General features: G+C 58.4%; 23 protein-coding genes. 10 read left to right on the top strand and 13 right to left on the bottom strand.

Going from position 1 to position 21180, the window contains the following annotated elements:
• The first annotated feature begins 52 nt into the window (after nucleotides 1–52).
• The 6 genes from UR504_RS16245 to UR504_RS16220 all read left to right on the top strand — a co-directional run bounded on the left by UR504_RS16245 (nucleotide 53) and on the right by UR504_RS16220 (nucleotide 5964).
• Entirely contained in the window at nucleotides 53–367 is a 315-nt protein-coding gene (locus UR504_RS16245) for a PTS sugar transporter subunit IIB (protein ID WP_032644367.1), read from the top strand.
• 11 nt (nucleotides 368–378) lie between these two features.
• Nucleotides 379–1704: a PTS sugar transporter subunit IIC gene (locus UR504_RS16240; protein WP_023309840.1), complete on the top strand. Its 1326-nt coding sequence runs from the start codon at nucleotides 379–381 to the stop codon at nucleotides 1702–1704.
• Between the two features lie 17 nt (nucleotides 1705–1721).
• On the top strand, nucleotides 1722–3101 hold the full coding sequence (locus tag UR504_RS16235; protein ID WP_320739895.1) for a glycoside hydrolase family 1 protein: 1380 nt from the start codon (nucleotides 1722–1724) through the stop codon (nucleotides 3099–3101).
• A gap of 2 nt (nucleotides 3102–3103) precedes the next feature.
• Nucleotides 3104–3406: a PTS lactose/cellobiose transporter subunit IIA gene (locus tag UR504_RS16230; RefSeq protein ID WP_029741865.1), complete on the top strand. Its 303-nt coding sequence runs from the start codon at nucleotides 3104–3106 to the stop codon at nucleotides 3404–3406.
• A 138-nt stretch (nucleotides 3407–3544) separates the two neighbouring features.
• Nucleotides 3545–4924, top strand: a complete 1380-nt coding sequence (locus tag UR504_RS16225) for a carbohydrate porin (RefSeq protein WP_320739893.1) — start codon at nucleotides 3545–3547, stop codon at nucleotides 4922–4924.
• Between the two features lie 134 nt (nucleotides 4925–5058).
• Nucleotides 5059–5964, top strand: a complete 906-nt coding sequence (locus UR504_RS16220; protein WP_127729044.1) for a DMT family transporter — start codon at nucleotides 5059–5061, stop codon at nucleotides 5962–5964.
• Nucleotide 5965: 1 nt separating this feature from the next.
• Here the strand turns inward: UR504_RS16220 and UR504_RS16215 are convergent, their stop codons facing one another.
• The 11 genes from UR504_RS16215 to ivbL form a co-directional block, all read right to left on the bottom strand.
• Entirely contained in the window at nucleotides 5966–6232 is a 267-nt protein-coding gene (locus tag UR504_RS16215; RefSeq protein WP_041911701.1) for a Txe/YoeB family addiction module toxin, read from the bottom strand.
• Nucleotides 6207–6479 (bottom strand): type II toxin-antitoxin system Phd/YefM family antitoxin, encoded by a 273-nt coding sequence (locus UR504_RS16210; RefSeq protein ID WP_041911702.1) that lies wholly within the window; start codon nucleotides 6477–6479, stop codon nucleotides 6207–6209. The genes UR504_RS16215 and UR504_RS16210 overlap by 26 nt, the downstream gene beginning before the upstream one ends.
• Before the next feature lie 56 nt (nucleotides 6480–6535).
• On the bottom strand, nucleotides 6536–7726 hold the full coding sequence (gene nepI, locus UR504_RS16205; RefSeq protein ID WP_302237119.1) for a purine ribonucleoside efflux pump NepI: 1191 nt from the start codon (nucleotides 7724–7726) through the stop codon (nucleotides 6536–6538).
• 102 nt (nucleotides 7727–7828) lie between these two features.
• Nucleotides 7829–8281: a DUF1198 domain-containing protein gene (locus tag UR504_RS16200; protein WP_115876746.1), complete on the bottom strand. Its 453-nt coding sequence runs from the start codon at nucleotides 8279–8281 to the stop codon at nucleotides 7829–7831.
• Between the two features lie 175 nt (nucleotides 8282–8456).
• The gene (gene uhpT / locus UR504_RS16195) at nucleotides 8457–9848 is read right to left on the bottom strand and encodes a hexose-6-phosphate:phosphate antiporter (RefSeq protein ID WP_045895418.1); all 1392 of its coding nucleotides are present in this window, start codon (nucleotides 9846–9848) and stop codon (nucleotides 8457–8459) included.
• 140 nt (nucleotides 9849–9988) lie between these two features.
• Nucleotides 9989–11308: an MFS transporter gene (locus UR504_RS16190; protein WP_111964259.1), complete on the bottom strand. Its 1320-nt coding sequence runs from the start codon at nucleotides 11306–11308 to the stop codon at nucleotides 9989–9991.
• Nucleotides 11301–12806, bottom strand: coding sequence for a signal transduction histidine-protein kinase/phosphatase UhpB (gene uhpB / locus UR504_RS16185; protein WP_302237110.1), 1506 nt, complete (start codon nucleotides 12804–12806; stop codon nucleotides 11301–11303). The genes UR504_RS16190 and uhpB overlap by 8 nt, the downstream gene beginning before the upstream one ends.
• Nucleotides 12803–13396 carry a transcriptional regulator UhpA gene (gene uhpA / locus UR504_RS16180; RefSeq protein WP_274241465.1) on the bottom strand — a complete coding sequence of 198 codons (594 nt, stop codon included), beginning with the start codon at nucleotides 13394–13396 and terminating at the stop codon, nucleotides 12803–12805. The genes uhpB and uhpA overlap by 4 nt, the downstream gene beginning before the upstream one ends.
• 77 nt (nucleotides 13397–13473) lie before the next feature.
• A complete protein-coding gene (gene ilvN / locus UR504_RS16175; RefSeq protein WP_008500144.1) occupies nucleotides 13474–13761 on the bottom strand; it encodes an acetolactate synthase small subunit in 288 nt (95 codons plus the stop codon).
• Nucleotides 13762–13764: 3 nt separating this feature from the next.
• On the bottom strand, nucleotides 13765–15453 hold the full coding sequence (gene ilvB / locus UR504_RS16170; RefSeq protein WP_115876750.1) for an acetolactate synthase large subunit: 1689 nt from the start codon (nucleotides 15451–15453) through the stop codon (nucleotides 13765–13767).
• A 106-nt stretch (nucleotides 15454–15559) separates the two neighbouring features.
• Nucleotides 15560–15658, bottom strand: a complete 99-nt coding sequence (gene ivbL / locus UR504_RS16165) for an ilvB operon leader peptide IvbL (RefSeq protein WP_057979964.1) — start codon at nucleotides 15656–15658, stop codon at nucleotides 15560–15562.
• A 523-nt stretch (nucleotides 15659–16181) separates the two neighbouring features.
• Here ivbL and tisB point away from each other — a divergent pair.
• The 4 genes from tisB (at nucleotide 16182) to emrD (ending at nucleotide 19038) form a co-directional block, all read left to right on the top strand.
• On the top strand, nucleotides 16182–16271 hold the full coding sequence (gene tisB, locus UR504_RS21580; protein ID WP_008500146.1) for a type I toxin-antitoxin system toxin TisB: 90 nt from the start codon (nucleotides 16182–16184) through the stop codon (nucleotides 16269–16271).
• A gap of 64 nt (nucleotides 16272–16335) precedes the next feature.
• Nucleotides 16336–16782 (top strand): GNAT family N-acetyltransferase, encoded by a 447-nt coding sequence (locus UR504_RS16160; RefSeq protein ID WP_021242692.1) that lies wholly within the window; start codon nucleotides 16336–16338, stop codon nucleotides 16780–16782.
• Between the two features lie 62 nt (nucleotides 16783–16844).
• The gene (locus tag UR504_RS16155; protein WP_115876754.1) at nucleotides 16845–17678 is read left to right on the top strand and encodes an EamA family transporter; all 834 of its coding nucleotides are present in this window, start codon (nucleotides 16845–16847) and stop codon (nucleotides 17676–17678) included.
• A 175-nt stretch (nucleotides 17679–17853) separates the two neighbouring features.
• A complete protein-coding gene (gene emrD, locus UR504_RS16150) occupies nucleotides 17854–19038 on the top strand; it encodes a multidrug efflux MFS transporter EmrD (protein ID WP_115876790.1) in 1185 nt (394 codons plus the stop codon).
• Here emrD and UR504_RS16145 read toward each other — a convergent pair.
• Nucleotides 18941–20029 carry a cellulase family glycosylhydrolase gene (locus UR504_RS16145; RefSeq protein ID WP_115876755.1) on the bottom strand — a complete coding sequence of 363 codons (1089 nt, stop codon included), beginning with the start codon at nucleotides 20027–20029 and terminating at the stop codon, nucleotides 18941–18943. The genes emrD and UR504_RS16145 overlap by 98 nt on opposite strands.
• Before the next feature lie 84 nt (nucleotides 20030–20113).
• Complete coding sequence (gene dsdC / locus UR504_RS16140) at nucleotides 20114–21040, bottom strand: DNA-binding transcriptional regulator DsdC (protein ID WP_302237090.1); 927 nt, start codon at nucleotides 21038–21040, stop codon at nucleotides 20114–20116.
• Between the last annotated feature and the right edge of the window lie 140 nt (nucleotides 21041–21180).

Below are 21180 nucleotides of genomic sequence, written 5' to 3'. Positions count from 1 at the left end.
TAATGTCCAATCATCCTCGCAATAACTTTTTACATTTAGAGGATGGTTGTCGATGTTCAAGATTATGCTGTGCTGCTCTGCCGGGATGTCCACCAGCCTGCTGGTCAGCAAAATGGTCGATGTCGCGAAAGAACGTGGTTTGCCGGTGAAGATTGATGCGTACGGTGTTTCCGAATTTGATACGCAGTTTCCGCAATACCAGGTTGTCCTTCTCGGACCGCAAGTGAAATACATGTTACAGACACTCTCAGACAAGGCGGCGACGCATGGCATTCCGGTGCAGCCCATCGATATGATGGACTATGGCATGCAGCGTGGCGATAAAGTACTGGACTATGCTCTGTCGCTCATCGAAGCGGCACACTAAAAGGTGTTCACATGAGTTCGTTATATCAATCCATGGTCGCGGTGATTGAGCAGTCAATTACCCCGCTGGCCGCGAAGCTCGGCCAGCAAAAGTATGTGATTGCCATCCGCGACGGCTTTACCGCCGCGCTGCCGTTCATGATCATCGGCTCGTTTATGCTGGTGTTCATCTTCCCGCCGTTCTCGGCGGATACCACCAACAGCTTCGCCCGCGGCTGGCTGGATTTCTCCCAGACCTACCGCGAGCAGCTGATGCTGCCGTTTAACCTCAGCATGGGCGTGATGACCTTCTTCATCTCGGTGGGGATTGGGGCGAGCCTGGGGCGTCAGTTTAACCTCGACCCGGTGATGTCCGGCCTGCTGGCCTTTATGGCCTTCCTGCTGGTCGCCGCGCCGTATGCCGACGGCAAAATCTCGACCCAGTATCTCTCCGGTCAGGGCATCTTCACCGCGCTGATTACCGCGATCTACGCCACCCGCGTTTACGCGTGGCTGAAGCAGAACAACGTGACCATTCGTCTGCCGAAGGAAGTCCCGACCGGCGTGGCGCGCTCGTTTGAGATCCTGATCCCGGTGATGGTGGTGATCGGTACGCTGCACCCGCTGAACCTGTTCATTGAAGCGCAGACCGGGATGATTATCCCGCAGGCGATTATGCACCTGCTGGAGCCGCTAGTGTCCGCCTCTGACTCCCTGCCCGCCATTCTGCTCTCCGTGCTGCTGTGCCAGATCTTCTGGTTCGCCGGTATCCACGGTTCGCTGATTGTCACCGGCATCATGAACCCGTTCTGGATGGCCAACCTCTCGGCAAACCAGGCGGCACTGGCCGCAGGCGCGGCGCTGCCGCACGTCTACCTGCAGGGCTTCTGGGATCACTACCTGCTGATTGGCGGCGTCGGCTCCACCCTGCCGCTGGCGTTCCTGCTGCTGCGCAGCCGCGTTACCCACCTGCGCACCATCGGCAAAATGGGCGTGGTGCCAAGCTTCTTTAACATCAACGAACCGATTCTGTTCGGCGCGCCGATCATCATGAACCCGATGCTGTTTATCCCGTTCGTGTTCGTTCCGCTGGTCAACGCCTGTCTGGCGTACGCGGCAACCAAGCTCGGCTGGCTGGCACAGGTTGTGTCATTGACCCCATGGACTACCCCTGCACCGATCGGCGCCTCGTGGGCGGCGAACTGGGCGTTGAGCCCGGTGGTGATGTGCCTGGTCTGTATGGTGATGTCCGCGCTGATGTACCTGCCGTTCCTGCGCGCCTATGAGCGTACGCTCATCAAAAACGAAGAGCAGAAGGCCCAGGCAACCGTCGGTGCCGCTGAGACCGCCAGCAATTAAGTCAAAGAGGAAGAGTCATGAAATACGCATTTCCCGATAACTTCTGGTGGGGCAGCGCAAGCTCCGCTCTCCAGACGGAAGGGGCAAGAGAGGGGGAAACCACGTGGGACTACTGGTTTGCCCGCGAGCCGAACCGTTTTCACAACGGCGTGGGGCCACAGCAGACCTCCACGTTTTATCAGCACTGGAAAACGGACATTCAGCTGTTGAAGCAGCTGAACCACAACAGCTTTCGCACCTCGATTAGCTGGGCGCGCCTGATCCCCGACGGTATCGGTGAAGTGAATCCGGAGGCGGTTGATTTTTATAATCAGGTCATTGATGAGCTGAATGAACAGGGCATCACGCCGTTTATCACTCTGTTCCATTTCGACATGCCGATGGCGATGCAGGAAATAGGCGGCTGGGAAAACCGCAACGTGGTGGACGCGTACGCACGTTACGCGCAGATTTGCTTCGAGCTGTTCGGCGATCGCGTGCTGCACTGGTTTACCTTCAACGAACCGATCGTGCCGGTGGAAGGCGGTTATCTGTACGACTTCCACTACCCCAACGTAGTGGATTTCCGCAGGGCGGCCACCGTGGCGTATCACACGGTGCTGGCCCATGCGAAGGCGGTGCAGGCCTACCGCGCCGGGCACTACGCGGGGGAGATCGGCATCGTGTTGAACCTGACGCCGTCGTATCCGCGCTCGCAGAACCCGGCAGACGTGAAGGCGGCGCACGTTGCGGATCTGATGTTTAACCGCAGCTTCCTTGACCCGGTCCTGCGCGGCGAATACCCGGCGGATCTGGTGGCGCTCCTGAAATCTTACGACCAGCTGCCCGCCTGCAAGCCGGAAGACGGTTTCCTGATTGCGGAAGGGAAAATCGACCTGCTCGGCATTAACTACTATCAGCCGCGTCGCGTGAAGTGTCGCGACAGCGCGGTGAACCCGCAGGCGCCGTTTATGCCGGAGTGGTTCTTTGATAATTACGAGATGCCGGGCCGCAAGATGAATCCGCACCGCGGCTGGGAAATCTACGAGCCGGGTATCTACGATATTCTGATTAACCTCCGCGACAATTACGGCAACCCTCGCTGCTTTATTTCCGAAAACGGCATGGGCGTCGAAAATGAGCAGCGTTTTATTGAAAATGGTCAGATTAACGATCAATACCGCATCGAGTTTATTTCCGAACATTTAGCCTGGCTGCATAAAGGGATTAGCGAAGGGTGTAATTGTCTTGGCTACCATATGTGGACGTTTATAGATAACTGGTCGTGGTGCAACGCGTATAAAAATCGCTACGGATTTATCCAGCTCGATTTAGAGACGCAGAAACGCACCATTAAGAAAAGCGGGGAGTGGTTTGCCGCCACCGCGTTAAATAATAGTTTTGAAAAAGAGACATGATTATGATCGCATTAGAAGAAGCCGTAATGGAAATTATCGTCAATGCCGGGCAGTCCCGCAGCCTGTGCTTTGAAGCCCTGCACGCCGCGCGCCAGGGCAACATTGACGAGGCCAAAAGCCTGCTGCGCGAAGCCGATGGCTACGCGCGCCAGGCGCACAAGATGCAGACCAAACTGATCGAGCAGGATGCGGGCGAAGGCCGCCAGCCGATGACGTTAATTATGGTGCACGCGCAGGATCACTTAATGAATTCCTTATTAGCACGTGAATTGTCCGAAGAAATTATTCATTTATATCAGAGATAGCCTATGTCGAAATAAATTAATGTAATACCTCTGTACCTAAAACTAGAAATCCACTTGTTCTGATGATAGCGACATATTCTGTCAGATCGGAGCGGGATGGTTATTGTCTGAATAAAATTAAACTATATTGAGATAACCATGAATACGATTAAAAAACTTCCATTAACCATGGCGGTTATCGCCGCGCTTTGCCCAATTTCCGTGCTCGCACAGGAATTCACGCAGGAACAAATCGACGCCATTGTGGCGAAAGCGGTGGATAAAGCCCTGGCTGAACGTCAGGCCAAAATGGATGCTGCCGTCGCGAAAAAAGCGGACGTGGTGACCGAGCCGCAAAGCGCGGCGCAATCTCCGGATATGGCGATTCCGTTTGGGGTTAAATTTACCGGCTACGCCCGATACGGCGCGCACTACCAGGCCGCCGATCAGAAATACGTGGCGGTGGACGGTTCATATAACGGCGCGTCCGCCATTGGTCGTCTGGGCAACGAAGGCAACGGCGGGGAATTCCAGCTTTCCAAGGCCTTTAAAGGCGAAAACGGCGCCATCTGGGACATCAACGTGATGATCGACCACTGGGGCGACGAAGTTAACCTGAAAAAAGCCTACGCCGGGGTGACCAATATTATGGCCTCCAACCCGAACGCCTATTTCTGGGCCGGTCGTGACTTCCACCAGCGTCCGCAGCAGGGCATCAACGATTACTTCTGGATGAACCACGACGGCCAGGGCGCCGGGGTGAAGAACTTCGACATCGGCGGCGTGCAGTTTGACGTCGCCGCCGTGGCGGCGGTGGAATCCTGTAGCCCGGAAGTGATGGAAGATGAAGCCAACCCGTCGCGCATCACCTGTACCGGCGGGTCCGGCACGGGCGACAAAGGTAACTACGCGGCCACCTCTAAAATCCACGGCATGAAGCTCGGACCGATCGACATGGAGCTTTACGCCAACTACGGCTTTGACTCCAAAGCGGTGGAGAGCGACGAACGTCTGAACGCGTGGCAGGGCGGCGTGGTGCTGAGCCACACCAACGACAGCGGCGTGAACAAGGTGATCGCCCGCTACTCCGATAATTCGGACAACAGCGTGTTCAATAAAACCGAAGACCTGACCACGGTCTACGCCAGTTTCGAAGGGCTGTACAAATTCACCCAGGCCACCCAGGTGGAGTACATCCTCGCCTTCCACGACTACGACAACAGCCGCGATAAGACCGATAACCGTAAGAACTACAACGCTATCGTGCGTCCGATGCACTGGTGGAACGACGTTCACTCCACCTGGCTGGAAGCAGGCTGGCAGCACGTTGACTACGACAACGGCGGCGACAACAAGGGCTGGAAGCTGACCCTGTCGCAGAACATGTCTATCGCCATGGGGCCAGAGTTCCGTCCGATGCTGCGCTTCTACGTGACCGGCGGCAAAGTGGATAACGCACGCACCGCGCGCGTGAACAACACCAAAGACGAAACGCTCGACGACTTCAACGTCGGCGCGATGTGGGAGGCGTGGTTCTAGTACAGCGCCGTTTGTTTCGCCCGGCGGCGCTGCGCTTGCACGGGCCTACAAGGTTTTGTAGGCCGGGTAAGCGTAGCGCCACCCGGCAAGCTCCCATGTTATGCTAGAAAAAAACCAACATCGCAGGGGAGAACATGGGTTCCACACGTAAAGGGATGCTGAACGTCCTGATCGCCGCCGTTTTATGGGGCAGTTCCGGCGTTTGCGCGCAGTACATCATGGAGAAAAGCCACATTTCTTCGCCTTACCTGACCATGGTTCGCCTGCTGTTTACCGGCGTGATCCTGCTGACGCTCTCCTTCGTTCACGGCGACAAGATTTTCTCGGTCATCAAACATCGCAAAGACGCCCTCAGCCTGTTGTTTTTCTCGCTGGTCGGCGCGCTCACCGTGCAGCTCACCTTCCTGCTGACGATTGAAAAATCCAACGCCGCGACCGCTACCGTTCTGCAGTTTCTGTCACCAACCATTATCGTGGCGTGGTTCGCGCTGGCGCGGAAAAAGCGCCCCGGCGTGTTTGTTTTATCCGCGATTGTGACCTCGCTGGTCGGGACGTTCCTGCTGGTGACCCACGGCGATCCAACCTCGCTCTCCATCTCGCCAGCCGCGCTGTTCTTCGGCATCGCTTCGGCGTTTGCCGCCGCGTTTTACACTACCTATCCGTCAACGCTAATTGCCCGCTATGGCACATTGCCGATTGTCGGCTGGAGTATGTTGATTGCCGGGTTAATGCTGACGCCGTTCTACGCCGGGCGCGGGACGACCTTCGTCATTGACGGCAGCCTGCTGCTGGCGTTTTTCTACCTGGTCGTGATCGGCACAGCGCTGACGTTCAGCCTGTATCTGAAAGGCGCGCAGACGATCGGCGGGCCGAAAGCGAGCATTCTGAGCTGCGCCGAGCCGCTGAGCAGCGCGCTGCTGTCGGTGATATTGCTGGGCGTGGCGTTCACCCTGCCGGACTGGCTGGGGACGCTGCTGATCGTGTCGTCGGTTGTACTGATTTCGATGGATTCAAGAAGACGGGTGAGGACATCGGCGTGATCTACGAATAATAGTGATAGCGGCACATTAAAATAGTAAGAGCGCTATCTGACACCCCGTAAACCAGACGATCGGTATCATTGATTCGACGGGACCAGTATCCGGAAAGGTTACCTTTAAGGGGTTCCGGCTTACCCAGGCCATCGAAAGGTTGACGCTTCGCATCTTCAATCAATTTATTGATTCTGCGAAGCGTTTTCTTGTCCTGCTCCTGCCACCACAGGTAATCATCCCAGCCGTTATCAGTCCAAATCAGTAGCCTGGTCATCTATCAGATCCCTCTGCGTGGTTTTTCCGGTATTTGCCTGTGCGATTGACTCCATCAGTCGGCTGGCGTTAGCAGGCGAACTCATCAGATGGATGGTTTCCATCATCGAGTTGTAGTGCTGCAGAGACATAACCACCGCGTCACCCCCGTTTCGGCGGCTGATGATGGTTGTCTCCACGTTGTCATTCACGTCGTCCAACACATCTTTGAGTCGGCTTCGTGCTTCGGTAAACGTCACAACCTGCATATTCCCTCCTGTACAAGTTACGGTACAAGTATATCGATGAAGTGACTATTTATCAATCAACGTGCTTTAACCTTGCCCGCCACCAGCAGCGCGGTCAAAAGCATCAGCGCGCCTGAAATCACCAGCGGTGACGTCAGCCCCAGGTGGTCGAGCGCCACGCCGCCAATCGCCGCGCCGCAGGTGTTTGCCAGCTGGATCACCGCCACCTGAATCGACCCGGCTTTTTCCGCCTGATCGGCAAGTGAGCGGGTGATCCACGTCGACCAGCCCACCGGCACCAGCGCAAAGGCAAAGCCCCAGATAATCGCAATGGCAGACGCGACCCACTTATCGCTACCCCACAGCACCAGCACCGCGGCGCTTGCAGCCAGCACCAGCGGCGCACCCGCCAGCGCCACTTTCAGGGAGCGCTTCAGGAACTGGGACGAAAGCGAGGTACCGACAAAGCTGGCGATACCGAAGCTCAGCAGCACCAGCGTCAGGCCGTCTACGTCAAAGCCCGCCATGGTCATAAACACCGGGCGGATATAGGTAAAGAAGGCAAACTGCCCGGCAAAGGACATAAAGATCGCGGTCATCCCCGCCAGCACGCCGGGACGCTTCAGCAGGCTAAACATGTTCTGTTTGTGGTGCGCCGCTTCGCCAGGCAGGGACGGCAGCGCCTTCCACACCCAGATAACGCAAAGCACGCCCATAACCGCCGCCGCATTAAAGACGTTACGCCAGCCGATAATCCCGCCCAGGAAGCTGCCCAGCGGCGCGGCAATCACCAGCGCGATGGAGACCGCGCCAAAGATGACGGACAGCGCTTTCGGCACGGTGCGCGCAGGCACCAGGCGCATGGTCAGCGAGGCGGACATCGCCCAGAAGCCGCCGAGCCCCAGTCCCAGACAGGCGCGGCCCAGCAGCAGCAGGGTGAAGCTTTCTGCGAAGGAGACCAGCAGGCAGGAGAGCGTCAGCAGCACGCTGAACAGAATGATCACTTTGCGACGGTCGATGGTGCCAATCACCTGGGTGATAAACAGGCTGGCAAACATCGCCACAAACGCGGTGACGGTAACGGACTGCCCCGCCACGCCTTCGGAAATGCCCAGGTCCTGCGCCATCGGTGTCAGCAGGCTCACCGGCAGAAACTCAACGGTAATCAGGCAGGCGACGCAGAACGCCACGGAGAAAACCGCCGACCAGTTGGGGCGTGAAACCTCTTTGGTCTGCGGTCTGGTCGTGGGCTGGATATGTTCTGTCATGGCGTCACCTGAAGATAAAAACGTGCGGAAAAGTCGCGCAGTTTATCATCAAAAGTGTGACGGATTTAACGATTTGACAACTTTTGTGGTTTTTAGAGGGGATCAGTGCAGATAAAACACACCCTCTTCCGGCAGGAAGAGCTGGTTGTAGCGTAGCTGGAAGGCGTTCAGCTCCTGCGGATCGGGCTCCATCTCCCGCATGAAGCCAAGCGCCAGACGAATTTGCGCATCGGTAATGGGTGCGGCAAGGCGGGCTTTTCGCAGCATGCGGTGCCAGGCGTGCAGGTTCTCCTCGCTGGCGTCGACAATGCAGACCTGCCAGATCAGCAGCACCTGCGCGGCGTTTTGCAGATGCGCTTCGTCCGGGCGCTCAAGGTAGCGGATAAACTCATTGCCCGGCATTTTGCCGAACTGATCGATCATCGACTCAACCGGCATCGGGGTGATGCCCAGACGCTCACTTAAACGTTTGATGGCGCGGCGGGAGTCTGAGGTCAGGACGCGAAATCCCACCACAAACACCACGGCAAGCGTTGCCAGCATTATCCAGACCATGCGTTCTCCTTTGACTAGCCGCTCATCATAGCGGGAAACGCACGGCGTCAACAGCGGGCAGAACCAGAATAGTGCACTGAAAAGACGTTGCGGGACGGGGGATAAGGTATTAATGCCGTCGGCGGAAATAAAAAAGCCCGGCATCACACACCGGGCAAAGACGTTACCTGCACACTCAGGCTGTTTTTAATTTCTGCGCACGATTCTCACGGCGAATTTTACGTTCCTCCAGCACCGCGACCATCGCCATCAGGACGATACAGCCGATCGCTGCCGCATCCAGCGCCGCGAAGGTGCCCGCCCAGCCGGTGAGGCCGAAAATTGGCGTACCGTCAGCGATCATCCCCAGACCCAGCTTGGCGAAGCTGTCGCCGATCAGATAGGCGAAGGTGCCTTTAATCCCATCGGCAGCGCCGATCGCTTTTTTCGGTACGAAGCCCACTGCCGCCACGCCGATCAGCAGCTGCGGACCAAACACCAGGAAGCCAAGCGCGAACAGGGATGCGAGGTAAACGTACTGGTTGCTGGCATGCTGGTAGACGCCAAGTGTGGCGATAATCAGCGCCAGCGCGACGCAGGCCACCAGCGCACGACGGCCGTTGGCGAGGTCAGAGAGCCAGCCCCACAGCAGGGTGCCGACAAGCGCGCCCACTTCGAACAGGGTGAAGCCCTGAATCGCCACCTCTTTAGAGAGCTTCAGCTCCTGGAAGGCGTACACGGTGGACCACTGGTCGATGCCGATGCGCACCACGTACAGGAAGATGTTTGAGAAGCACAGCAGCCAGATCACTTTGTTTTTCAGCACGTACTCAACAAAGATCTGCCATTTGGTCATCTCGTTCTCTTCGGTCTCTTTGTCCTCTTCGCTGATCTCCTCGCCGAACAGCTCTTCGGCTTTGCCGAGGCCGTACGATTCCGGGGAGTCGCTGCCGTAGCGCAGGCCGATAAAGCCGACAATCAGGGCGATAATCGACGGGAAGATAAACATGCCGATCACATGGCCGTCGAACAGATAGTTTGCGCCAAACAGCGCCACGCCTGCCGCACCCGCTCCGCCGAGGTTGTGGGAGATGTTCCACATGCCGAGGTACGAACCACGCTTGCGGCGCGGGGTCCACTTGGTGATGGTGGAGTAGCTGCACGACCCCCCGGTACTCTGGAAGAAGCCGCTCAGGGCGTAGAAGGCGATCATCAGGAACAGGCTGACAGACCCTGCGCCCATGCTGGCGCTGAAGCCGAGCATACAGATGGCGGAGAGGATCAGCATAAACGGCAGGAACTGCTTGGTGTTTTTGCCGTCCGCGTAGTAGGACACAACCGTTTTCCCCACGCCGTAGGTAATGGAGAAGCCCAGGCCAATCATCCCCAGCTGCGTCATGCTCAACCCGTAGGTGGAGATCATGTCGTTCTGCGCGATGTTAAAGTTTTTGCGGATCAGGTACATGGTCAGGTAGCCGATAAAGACCACCAGATAGGACTGCATGAACGGTTTGAACCACATTTTGCGCCGCACGTCGAGCGGCAGATCCAGGGTCGGTTTGCGCACCTGGTTGAGGAAGGCCAGCATGGTTTGCTCCTGAGCTGATTTTTACCTGCGAATGGCAGGCATTGTAAAAATCAGCCAGGAGAGATGCCTGAGACAGCGTCCAGGTAAAACCGGGAAAATTTCTTAGTTTTACGCCACTCGGGCCAGAAAGGTGAGGCGCATCACGCTTCACCCATCTCGCGCGGGGCCTGCGCGTGCAGGAAAGGCAGCAGCAGCAGGGCGGAAATTCCCGCCGCGATGGCGATCACCGCGAAGAAACCGCTCCAGTGCCAGATATCGATCACCCGCGCCAGCGGCCAGCCGGAGAGCGATGCGCCAAGGTAGGCAAACAGCCCCACAAAGCCCGTCGCCGCGCCTGCCGCCTCTTTGTGGGAACACTCCGCCGCTGCCATGCCGATGAGCATCTGCGGGCCAAAGACGAAGAAGCCGGTGGTAAAAAAGCACGCTGCCTGCATCACGTAGCTGGCGAACGGCATCAGCCACAGCGAGCCGACGGAGAGCAAAATCCCGGCGGCAAAAATCAGGTTCATCGGGCCGCGGTTGCCGTTGAACAGCTTATCCGAACCCCAGCCCGCTACCAGCGCGCCGATAAACCCGCCCAGTTCGAACATCGTCACCGCCGAGTTAGCGGTGACCAGGTCAACGCCGAGCGTCTCGGACATGTACAGATTGCCCCAGTCGTTAATGGCCGCGCGCACCACGTAGACCAGCACGTAGCAGAGCGACAGCAGCCAGATGTACGGGTTTTTCAGCACGTATTTGGTGAGGATCTCCTTACGGGTCAGCCCCGCCCCCTCCTGCTGCTGGGCAATCTCCATTTCGTCGTGCCGCCAGTCGCCCACCGCAGGCAGGCCAACGGTTTGCGGCCTGTCGCGCAGGCGCCAGCAGAGGAACAGCCCGGCGAGAATGGCGAGGCCACCTGCAATCATCATCCCCGCGCGCCAGCCGTAGTGCAGCGCCGCGGCGCCGACCACCATCGGGATCAGCGCCCCGCCGACGTTGTGCGCGGTGTTCCAGACGGCCCACCAGCCGCCGCGCTCGTTGCGCGAGTACCACGCCGTGAGCAGGCGGGCGCAGACCGGCGCGCCCCAGCCCTGGAAGAAGGCGTTCAGCGCCCACAGCAGGGCGAAGGCCCAAAGCGATGTGGAGAAACCAAACAGGATGTTCACCACCCCGGTAGCGATCAGCCCAACGCCCATGAAATAGCGGGCGTTAGAGCGGTCGCTAACAATACCGGAGAAGAACTTCGACAGGCCGTAGGTGATGTAAAACAGCGTCGCCAGCAGGCCGATATCGGTGCGCGTCATCACGCCGCTGGCGAGGATCTCCGGCGCGGCGGCGTTGAAGCTTTTGCGGGTGAAGTAGAACAGCGCGTAGCCGAGCCAGATAGTAATCAGAATATGACGTCGCCAGTAGCGGTATCGGGCGTCGATTTCCGCTTTGTTGCTTAATGGGGCTGCGCTGGCTGGGGTTTTAAACATGATGCGTCCTTAACGGCAAACTGACGCTGACGCGCGTCCCGTGGGTACAGGAAAGGTTCAGCGTGCCGCCCAGCGCCTTGACGCGCTCGCGCATGCCCGCCAGGCCAAAGCCCTGCTGGCCGGAGCCCGGCGGCAGGCCGCAGCCGTCGTCTTCAATCACCAGCATCAGGCGCTCGTCCTGCTGCCAGCCCTGTATCGTGACCGCGCTGGCACTGGCGTGTTTGACGATATTGTTCAGCCCCTCCTGACAGACGCGGAACAGCGTCACGCGCTGGCCTTCGCTCAGGGCAGATTCGTTAATTCGCCAGTCGAGATGGCTGACAATGCCGCGGCTTTCCAGCTCCATCTCGCGCATCAGGGAGCGTACCGCCTGCTCCAGCGACAGGTCGTCAAGCTGGCGCGGGCGCAGCCTGCCGAGCAGGCGTCGCACCGAGTCATATACGCCAAGTGAAAGCTGCTCGATATGCGCCCCGCCCTGCTTCACGCCCGCATTTTCCGCCGCAAGACGCTGGACAATGCCCGCCTGGGTGCGGATGGCGGTGATCGTCTGGCCGATATCATCGTGCAGCTCGCGGGCCACCTCCTGCCGCACGCTCTCTTCCGTCTCCAGCAGGCGTTCAGCCAGACGGCGATTGCGCGCCAGCTCGGTCTGCAGGGACTGGTTCAGCTCGCGCAGGCGCTGAATGCCCGCGCCGAGCAGCAGCCCGGTCAGACTCTGGGCCAGCAGCGAGAGCAGCAAATCCACCGGATGGTCGTGCCAGGTCTGGCTGGCGATCAGCGCGATGGCGTTCATCAGGGTGGCGATCAGCGCCCCCTGCCAGCCATAGTGCCAGGCCAGAGCAATAATCGGCAGCGCAAGGCAAAACGGCGTGAAGCGTGAAAGCTCGGCGGGCAAACCCAGCTGAAGCCAGAGGCTCACCACGAACAGCAGCAGATACCAGATGAGATGCCGGGCGCGCCAGTTCACCGGTTGGGACACCAGCCCCGGACCAAGCGGCTGCCAGACGGTGCTGGTGAGGTAGTGCCAGATCACGAGGCAGGTGGGTGCCAGCGTCAGGCCACCGGTGAGGGTCAGCAGCAGGGCGTTGAGCATCTCTTTCTCGCCAATCCACGGCAGGGACTGCAGCAGTGCGGCGGCAATCAGCGCCGCCCCCTGCCGCAGCAGGGTGCGCCAGTCGCGCTGGTGACGATAGCGGGAAATGAGGGCAACAGGGAGAAGCGTGAGCAGGCTTCCGGTCATCAATAAGGGAAGATGCGCGAGGGCAACCTCCTGAGCCAGCCAGACCAGCATCAGCCACTCTGCCCCGAGCAAAACGGGCCAGTAGCCGCGCGGGCATTGCAGCATCAGCCCCAGACGCAGGCCGAATGGAAACAGCAGCACCGCCAGCTCCGGGCGCTCCACCAGATGCAGACTAATGCTCCACAGGCAGAACCACGCGGCGGAGAAGATAAAAAAGCTGGCGACGACGGCGATCAGCCGTGAAAAAGCGGAACTCATTGCCAGCTGTCGAACATGCGGCGCGCCAGCTCGACGTCGTTGCTGACGTTAAGTTTTTCCATCAGGTTGGCGCGATGGACATGCACGGTTTTTGGCGACAAATCCAGCTCAGCCGCAATCTCTTTCACCGACATCCCCTGCGCGAGCTTCTCAGCCACCTGACGCTCGCGTCTGGTGAGCGGATCCTGCCTGCCGGCCGCCAGCTTGATGGCGATATCCGGCGTCAGGTAGCAGCCGCCGGTGGAGACGGTGCGCACGGCGGCAATCAGCTCGTCCGGGCTACAGCGTTTGGAAAGGAAGCCGCGCGCGCCCGCGTTAAGGGCCTGCTCGACCAGCGCCGGGCTGTCGTGAACCGACAGCATGATCGTCGCCATCCCTTTCGGCAGCTGGCTTAACAGCTCCAGCCCGGAGAGATCCGGCATCGAGATATCGCAGATACAGACCTGCACCCCGCGTCCCGGCAGGCCCGCCAGCGCCTCGCGACCGGAGCCAAACTCGACCACCACCTGAAAATCCGGTTCGAGGTTCAGAAGCTGGGCAAATCCGGAGCGGACGATAAGGTGGTCGTCGATAAGGGCGATGGTGGTCATGGCGCGTTCCTGGCGGGCGGATAAAAAAACGCGCCTACCTTAACGATAAGCGCGCGGGTGTTCAAGCAATGAGCGATCTATTCGAAAAACACCGCAATTTTGTTAAACATGGTGGGATCGGACTGGTTGCGCGCCACGTTGGTGACGTCCTCCAGCTTGTCAATCTGCGCCATCATCTGCTCCAGACGCTGGTCATCGTTGACCAGTAGCCAGATGCGGCTGTGCTCGCTGCCCTGAATCGGCAGACAGAGAATGCCTTCCACGTTAAACGCCCGACGGGCAAACAGCCCGCAGACGTGGGTCATGACGCCGGGATGGTTGCGGACGGTGAGTTCCAGAATGACGTTATCATGTTGTTTCTGCATGGCTTATTCTCCCACCATCTCAGTATTTGCCGCACCCGGCGGCACCATCGGGTACACTTTTTGTTCAGGGTCGATACGGACGTGGATCAGCGCCGGGCCCGGACGAGAAATCGCCGCCTGCAGCGCCGCATGGGCATCCTCTTCCGCGTTCAGATCGCAGGTGTGCAGGCCAAAGCCGGCGGCAATCTGCATAAAGTTAATCATCCCCGGATAGGTCGCCGCAAACACGCCCTGCTTGTAGAACAGGCTCTGCTGCTGGTGCACCAGCCCCAGCGCCTCGTTATTCATCAGGATGATTTTCACGTCTAACTGGTTTTCGGCCGCGGTCGCCATTTCCTGAATGTTCATCATCAGGCTGCCGTCACCGGAGAAGCAGATGACCTTGCGGTCCGGGTTGGCGAGCGCTGCACCGACCGCCGCAGGCAGGCCGAAGCCCATGGTTCCCAGACCGCCGGAGGTCAGCCACTGGCGCGGACGGTTCAGCGGGTAGGCCTGCGCGGTCCACATCTGATGCTGGCCGACGTCGGTGGTGATAATCGCGCTGTCGTCCACGCAGGCGGCCACGGCGTTGATAAGACCATAGTGGCTCAGCGGGTCGCCTTCGGTTGGGATGGCACCCGGGAACTCGCGCTGCAGATCGGCCACCAGCTGACGCCAGTCGGCGCGGTCGGTTGCGTCGGTTTGCGGGATCAGCTGCGTCAGTACTTCCGCCACATCCCCCTGAATCGCCACGTGCGGCTGCTTGATTTTGCCGAGCTCGGCGCGATCGATATCCACGTGAATGATTTTCGCATTCGGGCAGAACTGCTCGGTTTTGCCAATCGCCCGGTCATCAAAACGCGCGCCCATAACAATCAGCAAATCCGCCTCCTGCAGGATGTAGTTGGTGCTGCGCGCGCCGTGCATCCCCAGCATGCCCAGGGACAGCGGGTGCGCTTTTGGCAGCATGCCGAGCGCCATCAGGGTCATGGTAGTCGGCAGGTTGGCTTTTTCTGCAAACTCGCGGATTTCATCTGCGGCGTTAATCGCCCCGCCACCCAGATAGAGCACCGGGCGTTTGGCGGCGTTAATCATGGCGGCAGCGTCGCGCACGCTCTCAGCGCTGAATTCCGGCGCGGGGGCTCGCTCACCCGGCTCCGGCAGAACGTCGATCTCAATTTCTGCGGTCTGGACATCCTTAGGAATGTCTATCCACACCGGGCCCGGGCGGCCGGACTGCGCAATGCGGAACGCATCGCTGATAACCTGAGGAAGCTCGCTGATATCGCGAACTAAATAGTTATGTTTGGTGATGGGGATAGAGATGCCGTAGGTATCCACTTCCTGGAACGCATCGGTGCCGATCATCGAGGACGGCACCTGGCCGGTGATGCAGATCAGCGGAATGGAGTCGAGGCGCGCGTCGGCGATGGCGGTCACCAGGTTGGTTGCGCCCGGCCCGCTGCAGGCCATACAGACCGCCGGTTTACCCTGGGTACGCGCCATGCCCTGAGCGATAAAGCCTGCCCCCTGCTCGTGACGCGCCAGCACGTGGCGGATCTGCGTGCTTTGGCTTAACGCATCGTACAGCGGCAGCACCGTGCCGCCGGGGATGCCCGCAACCGTGGTGATGCCCTGTCGCTCCAGCAGATGAACGATCAGCTGCGCGCCGGTAAAACGCGTCTTGGTGGATGTTGTGCCCGAACTTGCCATGCTCCAGTCCTTTTCTTCTGGGCCGACTTTCCGGGGAGGGTCCTAAACGAAAAACCCCGCCCGGTTTGCGCCGGCGGGGTTTTGGATTCGTGTGTTGATCCAGTCCCTACGGCGCATTGCCGACGACCACCACCACACGCACGACGACCACTGCGGCTGGTTGCGCAGTTTTTAGTAGGGTCGAAGTGAAGATGGATGAAGTCATTGGGGACCTGTGTTTGGATTCATTGATTGAATTTATACAAACACAGGTTTTCGGGCGTGACAATGGAAAAATTTTCATCTGCGCAAAAATGCGTCAGGGATCACGTTTCGTTTGTTGGGTGATGAAAACAAAAAACCCCGCCTAAGCGAGGTTTTTATCAGGGTTTTGCGGTTGGTCGCCGCAGAACACACTGTGTTACGTCAACGCAAAAAAGTATACGCGATCGAAGACGAACGCGCAATTGAGGCACGGATTTTGACGTTTTTGAGTATGGATCGCCATCCAGATTTTGTCCACAAAATACTGTTCATACGTACAGTATTTATCTATACTGAGGGTGTTCGCAGTGAGCGAGGGGGCCGCAGTTCTACCGGCGCAACGAAGTCCTGGCTGAAACGGGTGGTGCCGTCAGTGCCTTAACCCTCTGAAGTGAGCACACTGTGTTACGTCAATCCAGGTGCTGGCAACAGGCGGCGGAAAGGTACGCCAGCATCGTGCTCCTTTTAACCAAAAGGAGACGCGTATGAGCGTAGTGGATATGGTGATACTTATCCTCAAACTCATTGTTGCTGTACTGCAACTGCTTGATGCTGTCCTGAAATTCGTTCGGTAATTCAGGTTCAAGTCGCACCTGAGAGGGGCGGGCAACCGCCCCTCTTTAATAACGAGGGAATGCTATGTCGCGTCTGTTAATTGAGCCTGTCACGCCAGACGAGCCGGGGTATATCGCCCTGAAGGCGGAAAGTATTGCACTGAATTTCAATATGCTGCGCAGGCTCGAAGAGAGCTGGCAGCGGGGTGAGAACCGCTTTAACGCGCCGGGCGAAAAGCTGTTAGGCGCGTTTCTCAACGGCAAGCTGGTCGGCGTGTGCGGTCTGAATCGCGATCCGTTCAGCCAGCAGCCGCGCGCCGGACGTATTCGCCATCTCTACGTCAGCGAAAAGTGCCGCGGGCTGGGAATTGGCAAGCAGCTTTTGACCGTGGTGATGGCCGATGCCAGCATCTGGTTTGATTTCCTCAATACCCATGCGCCGGACGCTGCCTACGGGTTTTATCGCCAGGCAGGATTTACGCTGGTCTCGGACGAACCGCGGGTGACGCACCGCCTTTTTTGTGCGGTGTAAGCGGCTGGCAGCTTCAGGGCGTGAATGTTACAGTTGAGTGACAATTCACCACCCGATACGCCATGACCATCACCGTATTCTGCATTTTGCTCTTCGCCGCGCTGCTGCATGCCAGCTGGAACGCCATCGTTAAGGCCGGAACGGACAAGCTCTATTCCGCAATAAGCGTCAGCGGATCCGCCACGGTTATCGCTCTGGTCTTACTGCCGTTTTCCCCACAACCTTCAGCAGAAAGCTGGCCGTTTTTGATTGTCTCCTGCGCCCTACAGGTGGTGTACACCGTGCTGGTTGCGAAGACCTATCAGGTTTCCGATATGAGCCAGACCTATCCGCTGATGCGCGGCACCGCCCCGCTGCTGGTGGCGCTGATCAGCGTGCTGGCGCTCGGCGATCGTCTCTCCTGGCTCGCCTGGTCCGGCATCGGGGTAATTTGCCTGTCGATTCTGGCGATGGCGATGAACGGGCGCATGCAGTCACGCAAAGGGATCTGGCTGGCGCTGCTGAATGCCTGCTTTATTGCCGGGTATACGCTGGTGGACGGCACCGGCGTGCGGCTGTCGGACACCGCGCTGGGCTATACGCTATGGACCTTCTTTATGAACGGCTTCTGCCTGCTCGGCTGGGCGATGGTGGCGCGTCGGCGCGAGGCGTCCGGCTACCTGCGCCTGCACTGGAAAAAGGGGCTGCTCGGCGGGGTTGGCACCATGGGCTCTTACGGTCTGGCGCTGTGGGCAATGACGCAGGCGCCGCTGGCGGTAGTCGCGGCGCTGCGTGAAACCTCCATACTCTTTGGCGTGCTGATCGCTTTTATCCTTTTAAAAGAGAAGGTTGCGGGCCTGCGCATCGCGGCGGCACTGGGTATCGCCGGCGGCGCCATTCTGCTGCGCCTGGCGTAAATCACTGGCAACATTAGTTGCCGTTATTGTTTACAAATCCTGCCTTTCACGTTTTTTTCATTCACCACGACAATGCTTAATTTGTCATCTCTCTGTGGTAGATTCCTCGCGCATTTATGGGAATGCGCAGTTACTTATTCTACATTTTTCTCTTTTGGCAAAAGTATTCAGCGACATGAAAAAACAAAGGAACGTTAACTTATTGTTGATGCTGGTGTTACTGGTGGCCGTCGGTCAGATGGCGCAAACCATCTACATTCCGGCGATTGCCGACATGGCAAAGGAATTAAACGTCCGCGAGGGCGCAGTACAAAGCGTGATGGCAGCCTACCTGCTGACCTATGGCGTTTCGCAGCTGTTCTATGGACCGCTCTCCGACCGTATCGGACGCCGTCCGGTGATTTTAGTCGGTATGTGCATTTTCATGGTGGCGACCGTGATTGCGATGACCACCCACAGCCTGACCGTATTGATTGCCGCCAGCGCCCTGCAGGGCGTCGGGACCGGCGTCGGCGGGGTAATGGCGCGAACCCTACCGCGCGATATGTATCAGGGCACTCAGCTTCGTCATGCCAACAGCCTGTTGAATATGGGGATTCTGGTGAGCCCACTGCTGGCCCCGCTGATTGGCGGCCTGCTGGACACTATGTGGTCCTGGCGCGCCTGCTACGCCTTCCTGCTGGTGCTCTGCATGATTGTCACCTTCAGCATGGCGCGCTGGATGCCGGAAACGCGGCCGCAGGACGCGCCGCGCACGAAGCTTATCGCCAGCTATAAAACGCTGTTCGGCAACGGCGCGTTTACCTGCTACCTGCTGATGCTCATCGGCGGCCTGGCAGGCATCGCGGTGTTTGAAGCCTGCTCCGGCGTGCTGCTGGGCGCGGGTCTTGGCCTGAGCAGTATGGTCGTGAGCATTCTGTTTATTCTGCCGATCCCGGCGGCGTTCTTCGGCGCGTGGTTTGCCGGGCGACCAAACAAGCGCTTCTCCACCCTGATGTGGCAGTCGGTGATCAGCTGTATGCTGGCGGGTCTGATGATGTGGATCCCGGGGCTGTTTGGCGTGATGACCGTCTGGACGCTGCTCATCCCGGCGGCGCTGTTCTTCTTCGGCGCGGGGATGCTGTTCCCGCTCGCCACCAGCGGCGCGATGGAGCCGTTCCCGTTCCTCGCAGGTACGGCGGGCGCGCTGGTGGGCGGTTTGCAGAACATCGGTTCCGGCGCGCTGGCCTGGCTGTCGGCGATGATGCCGCAGACCGGGCAGGCTAGTCTGGGGTTGTTGATGACGCTGATGGGGCTGCTGATTTTACTGTGCTGGCTGCCGCTGGCGTCGCGTGTCCCGCATCACGAGCAGCCGGTTTAACCGCATGATGGCCCGGCTTCTCGCCGGGCTTTTCACAGACAGGGGCGATCATCGCCTGCAATAACGGCTCTGGCGCAGGCCGCCAGGCGCCCTCTTCCCCGTCGTAAAACTGGAAATCCGCGTTAAGCGCATACGGGATTTTCGCCTTTTGCAGCTCGCAGGCCATAAAGGTAGCGAACGCTATTTGCGAGGCGGTTGGCGTAAAGCGGCTTGATTCTCCCACGCCCCAGCCCCCGACCCAGCTAACGTGCCCGGTTTTTTGCTGCCAGTGCAGCGCGGCATTGATGCGGTTACGGATAGCCGCTTTCTCCGCCGCCGTGCCGGACGTCCACGGGTATTTACCACCATTTTTCAGCGGCCCCCACGGGAAAATATGCCACTCCGCCAGCAGGTAGTTTTGACTATGCGCAGGCAGCTTCAGGCTGGATAAATCCTCCGGTGCGGCACGCAGGCGCGGCGCAATAAAGATCATGCGCTGGGGGTCGATGTCGTGGATCGCTTTAATAGATTTTTCATACACGCGGTTTAGCGACGCCAGGCTGTGGTTAAGCTTGTCGGCCGGCTCATAGATGAGATCAAAACCCAGCTGCGGATAGCTTTGGCCGAAATAGTGTGCCACGGCAATCCACCAGTTGACCGTCTCTTTCTCGTTATCGGCTTTCGGGTCGTTTTTATATTCATCAGCCTGATAAGCAATTATCGGGATCACGCCATACTGCTCGCAGGCTTCTACCAGCTTGCGCAGGTGAATTAACCGCGCTTCCGTCGGCTCATCGGCCACGCGGATGCGCACGTGGGTAATGCCTTTTGCACGAAAATCGCGGACCACCAGCGGGTCGAATTCACGTATGCCGCGCTCGGTGCGCGCCCAGTCCACATCCATCCCGACGCCCAGCTGCTGCGCATAACGGGCAGCCGTCAGCGGCGGCTCAGCGGCCATCGCCCAGCCGGAAGAGATCAGTAATGCAGAGGCAATAAAAGGCTTTAACACGGTTTACCCTGGATAAATCGAAAGCATTACCTGTATTTAGCACGCTTTTTCACATTTGGTGTAGAGCGAAAGCGTAATAATTCTTCAACCTGCCAGTTCTTTCAGCCAGCCGATAAAGGCGTCTATTTTCGGCCACTGCCGGCCAGAAAGCGTCGAAATATAGTAGTGCTGATGACATTTCAGGGTCTTGTCACCAAACGGAGCGATCAGTTCGCCCCGTTCAAGCCGTTTTTGCACCAGCCGCTTTCTGCCCATCGCGACGCCGACGTGATTAATGGCCGCAATGATCGCCAAATCGGAACGATCGAAACCAATTCCCGATGATGGCGGCATATTCACCGCAAAGTGCTGCGCCCAGCTCAGCCACTCATCCGTACCGGAATCATTACTCCAGGCCTGACGGTCATGCAGCAGCGTGCAGTGGCTGAGGTTATCGGGGTTTTTCAACAGCTCATGCTCGCGGGCATACTGCGGCGAGCAGACGGGCAAAATCTCTTCGTCCATCAGGAAGTGATGAGACAGATGGTTTGGCGGCGTATCGTCGAAATAGAGCGCCAGATCGACACCCGTTCGCTGCATATTGACGTAATCATTACCGGTCAGGACGGTGAGCGATATTGACGGATAGCGGCGGGTAAAGTCGCCCAGCATGGGTACCAGCCAGCACTGGGCGATCGACGGCCGGGAGTAGACCGTCAGCGTGCCGGACAGCGCCTGGTTTTTGATATCCAGGATCTCCTGATTCAGGGTGTCGAGGGACGATTTTAGCGTCCAGTAAACGCGCTTTCCCTCCTGCGTCAGCTCGACTTTACGGTGCGAACGGACAAACAGCTGAATACCCAGCTCTTCTTCCAGCAGGTTGATGCGGTGGCTTACCGCGCTGGGGCTTAGCGACAGTTCCTCCGCCGCCAGCGCGAAGGATTCATTCCGGGCCGCGACTTCAAAGGTGTACATTTTCGACAGCTGCCAGCCGTTTAATGGCCGGTTTCTGGCTTCATTTGCATCGGTCATCACAATTCTCGCGCGTGTTTTCTGCGCTCAGCATACCGTTCCTGGGTGAATTTATGTGACCCTAATTCAAATTAAGTACGTTTTTTAGAGCATAGTCACTCAGTTGATTCAATCTGGCTCACCTGAACGCCAATTTATAT

The organism is Enterobacter sp. 241F3, assembly GCF_034106785.1.
Taxonomy (GTDB): Bacteria; Pseudomonadota; Gammaproteobacteria; order Enterobacterales; family Enterobacteriaceae; genus Enterobacter; species Enterobacter vonholyi.
The sequence above is the reverse complement of the archived record's forward strand: the minus strand, read 5'-3'. Positions and strand labels throughout refer to the sequence as shown.

Bases quoted from the DNA above. Each gene is read 5' to 3' on its own strand.
- UR504_RS16235 (WP_320739895.1), top strand. From the start codon at position 1,722: ATGAAATACGCATTTCCCGATAACTTCTGGTGGGGCAGCGCAAGCTCC.
- UR504_RS16155 (WP_115876754.1), top strand. From the start codon at position 16,845: ATGACCATCACCGTATTCTGCATTTTGCTCTTCGCCGCGCTGCTGCAT.
- UR504_RS16240 (WP_023309840.1), top strand. From the start codon at position 379: ATGAGTTCGTTATATCAATCCATGGTCGCGGTGATTGAGCAGTCAATT.
- UR504_RS16215 (WP_041911701.1), bottom strand. From the start codon at position 6,232: ATGACCAGGCTACTGATTTGGACTGATAACGGCTGGGATGATTACCTG.
- dsdC (WP_302237090.1), bottom strand. From the start codon at position 21,040: ATGACCGATGCAAATGAAGCCAGAAACCGGCCATTAAACGGCTGGCAG.
- UR504_RS16210 (WP_041911702.1), bottom strand. From the start codon at position 6,479: ATGCAGGTTGTGACGTTTACCGAAGCACGAAGCCGACTCAAAGATGTG.
- UR504_RS16225 (WP_320739893.1), top strand. From the start codon at position 3,545: ATGAATACGATTAAAAAACTTCCATTAACCATGGCGGTTATCGCCGCG.
- uhpT (WP_045895418.1), bottom strand. From the start codon at position 9,848: ATGCTGGCCTTCCTCAACCAGGTGCGCAAACCGACCCTGGATCTGCCG.
- uhpB (WP_302237110.1), bottom strand. From the start codon at position 12,806: ATGAGTTCCGCTTTTTCACGGCTGATCGCCGTCGTCGCCAGCTTTTTT.
- tisB (WP_008500146.1), top strand. From the start codon at position 16,182: ATGAGCGTAGTGGATATGGTGATACTTATCCTCAAACTCATTGTTGCT.
- ilvN (WP_008500144.1), bottom strand. From the start codon at position 13,761: ATGCAGAAACAACATGATAACGTCATTCTGGAACTCACCGTCCGCAAC.
- emrD (WP_115876790.1), top strand. From the start codon at position 17,854: ATGAAAAAACAAAGGAACGTTAACTTATTGTTGATGCTGGTGTTACTG.
- UR504_RS16220 (WP_127729044.1), top strand. From the start codon at position 5,059: ATGGGTTCCACACGTAAAGGGATGCTGAACGTCCTGATCGCCGCCGTT.
- UR504_RS16160 (WP_021242692.1), top strand. From the start codon at position 16,336: ATGTCGCGTCTGTTAATTGAGCCTGTCACGCCAGACGAGCCGGGGTAT.
- uhpA (WP_274241465.1), bottom strand. From the start codon at position 13,396: ATGACCACCATCGCCCTTATCGACGACCACCTTATCGTCCGCTCCGGA.
- ilvB (WP_115876750.1), bottom strand. From the start codon at position 15,453: ATGGCAAGTTCGGGCACAACATCCACCAAGACGCGTTTTACCGGCGCG.
- UR504_RS16200 (WP_115876746.1), bottom strand. From the start codon at position 8,281: ATGGTCTGGATAATGCTGGCAACGCTTGCCGTGGTGTTTGTGGTGGGA.
- UR504_RS16245 (WP_032644367.1), top strand. From the start codon at position 53: ATGTTCAAGATTATGCTGTGCTGCTCTGCCGGGATGTCCACCAGCCTG.
- nepI (WP_302237119.1), bottom strand. From the start codon at position 7,726: ATGACAGAACATATCCAGCCCACGACCAGACCGCAGACCAAAGAGGTT.
- UR504_RS16230 (WP_029741865.1), top strand. From the start codon at position 3,104: ATGATCGCATTAGAAGAAGCCGTAATGGAAATTATCGTCAATGCCGGG.
- ivbL (WP_057979964.1), bottom strand. From the start codon at position 15,658: ATGACTTCATCCATCTTCACTTCGACCCTACTAAAAACTGCGCAACCA.
- UR504_RS16190 (WP_111964259.1), bottom strand. From the start codon at position 11,308: ATGTTTAAAACCCCAGCCAGCGCAGCCCCATTAAGCAACAAAGCGGAA.